3 protein-coding genes are annotated in these 5416 nt (G+C 34.1%); all 3 read left to right on the top strand.

What is annotated here, in order from left to right; translation table 11 throughout:
- Positions 1–334: 334 nt before the first annotated feature.
- The 3 genes from AFK68_RS12360 (at position 335) to AFK68_RS12350 (ending at position 5399) form a co-directional block, all read left to right on the top strand.
- Complete coding sequence (locus tag AFK68_RS12360) at positions 335–1768, top strand: ankyrin repeat domain-containing protein (protein ID WP_094673075.1); 1434 nt, start codon at positions 335–337, stop codon at positions 1766–1768.
- A gap of 687 nt (positions 1769–2455) precedes the next feature.
- On the top strand, positions 2456–4351 hold the full coding sequence (locus tag AFK68_RS12355; RefSeq protein WP_168186431.1) for a DUF1565 domain-containing protein: 1896 nt from the start codon (positions 2456–2458) through the stop codon (positions 4349–4351).
- 460 nt (positions 4352–4811) lie between these two features.
- Positions 4812–5399: a DUF3038 domain-containing protein gene (locus AFK68_RS12350; RefSeq protein WP_094673073.1), complete on the top strand. Its 588-nt coding sequence runs from the start codon at positions 4812–4814 to the stop codon at positions 5397–5399.
- The last annotated feature ends 17 nt before the right edge of the window (positions 5400–5416 follow it).

Genomic DNA, 5416 nt, shown 5'->3' with positions numbered 1-5416 from the left:
GATTAGTACCTATTTAATAAATGTTTCCTACAAATAAATTTTAGGTATTAGGTGCTAGGTTTTAGGTAGTCATTCAATAATGGATAATTGATAATTACCTCTTCCTCTTAGGGAGACGATTGAATAAAAGGAAAATTTTTTCTTGTTTCTCCTTGCTAATGAGAGGTTTTAAACCTTAATTATTCGATTATTCGGTAAATATTGATGTTCTAGGCTCGGAAACTTCATTTCCGATCATTCGAGCTTGTTATTTGTAAGATTTTTTTTTAACGTTCTGGTTTAGTATTACTACGTTAAAGCAATACAGTACACTATTTATTTTCTGAGAATTTCGATGATTAAAAAATCCATTCAGGTCAAAAAATCAATCTATGACAAGAAAAATAAATTAATGGAATTTCAACGAAAAAAAGTATTATTAGGAATAAGTCTTGCTGTCGTTGTTATTGGCGGTACACTCAATTATTTGACTGATAATTTACTGGTTTATCAGGTAAGAGAAATATTCTTAGGATTTAGTCAAAATATTAATTCTACAGATGCAAAAGGAAATACACAATTACATAATGCTATTCAAGATAATGAGTCTGAAGTAATAGATATACTAATTTCTAATGGCGCTCAGGTTAATGCCAAAAACAACAATGATAATACTCCATTACATTATGCAGGTAAAAGTCAGGAAATAACTGCTTTACTTATTAATAAAGGAGCAGATGTTAATGCTAAAAATAATCAAGGTATTACTCCTCTACATAATTCTCGTCGGCGAGGAGTAGCTGAAATATTAATTACTCATGGAGCAGATATTAATGCTCAAGATAAAAAAGGCAAAACTCCTCTACATTATCTAGTAACTAACGATAGTCAATCAGCAGCAGAATTATTAATTAACCAGAGAGCAAATATTAATGCTAAAGATAATAATAATCAAACTCCGTTAGATTATGTGCGAAGTCAAGAAATGGCAAAATTAATGATTTCTAGTGGAGCAAAATTTGGTGATTCAGATATTAGTGCTAATTCTGGTAAATATAGTTTGCTGCATGAAGCTGTAGCACTTGGAAACAAAAATTTAATTGAGCTACTAATTGCTAATGGTGTGGATATAAATATTCAAGATGAAGATGGAAATACAGCTCTACATTATGGCAAAGATAATCAGGAAATAACTCAATTATTAATTGCTAATGGAGCTAATGTTAACGCTAAAAACAAAGAAGGCAATACTAGCCTACATCAAACAGAAAATCTAAAAGTTGCTCAATTATTAATTACTAATGGTGCTGATATTAATGCTCAAAATAAATGGGGATTTACTCCCATTTTTACTACATCTAAATCTGTCGCAAAACTTCTATTTACTCAGGGGGAAAATCTAAAATTGACAAAAGTAAATGCTAAAGATTATGACGGTAGTACCCCATTACATTACGCGAAGTTGACTAAATTAATTGTAATTTTAATTGAGGATGGAGCAGATGTTAATGCTAGAGATAATTATGGTGAAACTCCTTTACATTATGCTAGAGATAATCAAGATGTTGCTGCAATTTTAATCGCGAATGGAGCAGATGTTAATGCTAAAAATAATTATGGTGAAACTCCATTACATAAAGTAGATAACCAGAAAGTAGCTGCTTTGTTAATTTCTCATGGGGCAGATGTGAATGCTAAAAATAATTATGGTGAAACTCCTCTCAATAGTATTGATAACCAGGCAGTAGTAGAGTTTATTAAAAGCAAAATGGGTGACAAAAGTAACTAGGGCTTGCTGATTAAATCTCAAAGCATTTACCGATAAAATTTTTAGGGTTTTTAGGTATTTAAAAAGTACCTAGTTTTTAGCTATTCATGCTCAAAAAGTTAGGATTTTTGGCGCATAAAAAAAACTACTCCTGTACGGACATTTCGCTGCGCGACATGTTTGCGAAGCGAAACGTCCTTACGGGAGAAGTAAAAATAAGGATAATCAAAGATTAAATTGTCTCAAATCAGCAAAAAGGTAATTATCCGAAGGTAATTACTTAATCACTGAAGTATTAATCAAGTATAGCATTAATGCATGGAAATTGGTATAACTACCAAAATTTTTCGGTGAAACTCCCCTAAATACCACCGACAAGCAGGTATTTGTAAAGTTTCTTAAGAGCAAAACTGGTGGCAAAAGTAACTAATTTCGGGTAATTGCAAAGTTCCATTTATATCTCTAAAAATACATTTTGCCAGATAATTAAGACTTAGATAATAGTGCCTTAATTAGCGATATAACTCAGTTCCGCTTACGGGAAAAAAAACTTGTCCTCCTCCCCCATCCTTATACTTTCTTTCTCCTGACTCCTGACTCCTGACTCCTCCCTAATTTTTTATAACTTTTCAAAACACCCCACAATAAGAGATACTTAAAAAAATATAATAACTCAATAATCTGTCACAATTTTCTAGGATGAAGGCCGTGAAACCAATATTTATCCTTTTTTCGCAGAAAAATAATCAAGCAAATTTACTTCAGAAAACCAACTGTTTATCACCTCTTTTAGCTACAGCACTACTAGGGTTATTTACTTCTACAAGTCTGGCAGTACCATTAGTACAACAAGTTGCCCAATCCCCAGAGACTCAAGTTAATTCTCAGATGAATGTGCTTTATGTTAGTTCATCCATTGGTAAAGACTCTGGAAATGGTACTAAAACTTCTCCTTTGAAAACTATTACTTATGCTCTGAAAATTGCTCAACCTAATACAAAAATTTTACTTGCGCCAGGAACTTATAGCAGACAAACAGGTGAAGTTTTTCCTTTGATTTTACAGCCAAAAATTACAATAAAAGGTAACTCTTTCAATAATGGTAAAAATGTTTTAATTCAAGGTGGCGGTAATTTTAATAGTCCGACTTTAAAACAAAAAAATATTACAATCGTAGCTGCTAATAACTCAACTTTAAATGGTTTAACAATCACAAATCCTAATCTTCAAGGTTATGGTTTATGGATAGAATCTAGTGGCTTTGTTATTAATAAAAATACTTTTACTGGTAATCGTCTAAATGGAATTTCTATGGTGGGTAGTAATATAGGAATTATTCAGGAAAATAGTTTCTATAACAATGGCAGAAATGGCATAACAATTTCTGATAATTCTCAACCAGAAATTAGAGATAATTTGTTTCAAAATACAGGTGTGGGAATTAAAATTTATGATGATGCTGCTCCAAAAATCATAGGAAATCGTCTAATTGAAAATCAAAATGGGATTATTGTTCAAGGCAATGCACGGCCAATTTTGCGGGGTAATTTTATAGAAAATAATAGACAAGATGGAGTAGCAGCGATCGCTCAATCATTACCAGATTTGGGTAACTCTCAAGAACCAGGTCGTAATACTATTCGGAATAATGGTCGGTATGATATTTATTCTGTAGTTAAAGGTAAAACTATTCCTGCTTATGGAAATTCTTTAGGAGGCGGTCGTAATTATGGCACTATTGACATTGCCGGAAAAATTCCTCCTCCCCCAAGAGTTGCTCCCCTGAGAAATATTCCAACTACCCCAACTGTAAGTCAGACCAAAAGGGAGTCTGAACAGGAGGAAATAATTGTAGAAGTTCCATCTACTCAGCAAGATACTCAGACAAAGACAAAAGAATCAAATTTTTCTCCCTCAGCAGAAAAATCAAGAGAGCGGAATACATCTAGTAGTATTATTTCCCGATCAAGACCACAAAATTCAACCACAGAAATGATTATGATCCCTGTACCACCTCCAGAAACCCAGAGAGGATCTAGGGGAAATTCCTACAAAACCACAAGTAGTCAAGGAAATTTACAAAGACTACTACAAACTAATCCTAATTATCAGAATACACAAACAATTGAAATACCAGTATCCCCACCAGAGTCAGGGAGAACAACTTTAGAAAGGTTGCGAAACTTACCCCCTAGAAACACTACCCCAACTTTTAGAGGTAATACACCAGTTGCTTCTCCTGGTTTACTACCAGTTCCGACAACAAATATTCCCCTTGGTCGTGGAGGTTATGTACCACCCGGTATTGGCAGAAATCAAAATTCTAATCCTAATCCTAATCCTTGGTCTAGACTATCTTTAAGGTCTAATTCTCGGAGTCGTGCAGCAGCTTTGGGTTTACGTTATCGAGTAGTTGTAAATGTAAATAACCGTTCTCAACGCTATAAGTTGCGATCGCTCGTACCAGATGCTTTTTCTACTAATATTAATGGTAATTCTGTAATGCAAGCCGGAGCTTTTCGGAGTCGTCTTGAAGCAGATCAACTATTAAGAACTTTGCAAAATAATGGTTTAAATGCTGAAATTATAAGTGTGACGGAGTAGTGGCGCAATATGCCTAAAATATTGCAATAGTAGGGGCGAGTTTCCCCATTAAATTAATGAGTTTTCACATTTGATTAGACAAACCCGCTCCATTTTAGATGTGTCAGTCCAGTAGGGAGTAGGGAACAAAGAGAAATCTGATTTATCTCTAACTTTTCGTAGCATTCTTTTTTCAAAGTGGTATTAAAAGTCAGTAGGGGCGAATGGCCATTCGCCCCTACTATATTTGACAAAAGCGAGAATACAACCACCAGTAGCTATTAAACTGACACAACTAATGGGTGTGCATTAGGGCGGGTTTATTTAATCTTAGGGCGAGCATGAAAATTGCAACTAAAACCCACCCCTACTATTGCACTTTCCTACAAAAAGACAAAATTTTTTGGCCATAATAGACACAATTTGTTTCACTAGGACTACAATAGACGTGCTTAGTTTTAAATTTTAAGAGGTATACAATATGGTAATATCTGCAACTCCCAGTAATGCCAAAGTTTTCGTACTTCCTCAGAGACAAGATTATATCCAGTCTTCAGTGGGCCAAACAGTTCCATTAGATAGGATTAGAACAAAATTGGACATGACACTATTAGCCCTCAAGGTTTTAATAGGTATTAATACTGAGTCCATAGTTCAAGTAGCAAGTAAATTAAATATAGCCCCCAAAATTGCTGATGAACTTGTTCTAATAGTAGGAGAAGACAAGGTAGAAAAACGGGCAGTATCCCAAAATCAACCTCTAAAAGAAGAAGAAGCTCAGAGTTTTATATCAGTTATCTGTCACTTAGCCAAACAAAACCAACCATTAATTCGTCGTGCAGTGGCGTTGATGGAACAAATGGGCGCTCAAAATAGTAAACCTGAATCAATTACTTTATTAAGAGAATATCTTTCTAACTTTAAAAAAGCGTACCAAGACTATTACTGGAATCGTAAAAATCTGCCACCAGATAATCCAGAAACATTAGCTTTAAAACTATTAGTTGATTTGTTATTTTATAGCGCTCCTCAAGGATGCAATCGTCTTTTGGCAAGCCTTAAATCTTAATCATAAAACAATACTAT

The organism is Hydrocoleum sp. CS-953 (genome assembly GCF_002260545.1).
Lineage (GTDB): Bacteria > Cyanobacteriota > Cyanobacteriia > Cyanobacteriales > Microcoleaceae > Trichodesmium.
This window is presented reverse-complemented; position numbering and strand designations above follow the sequence as displayed.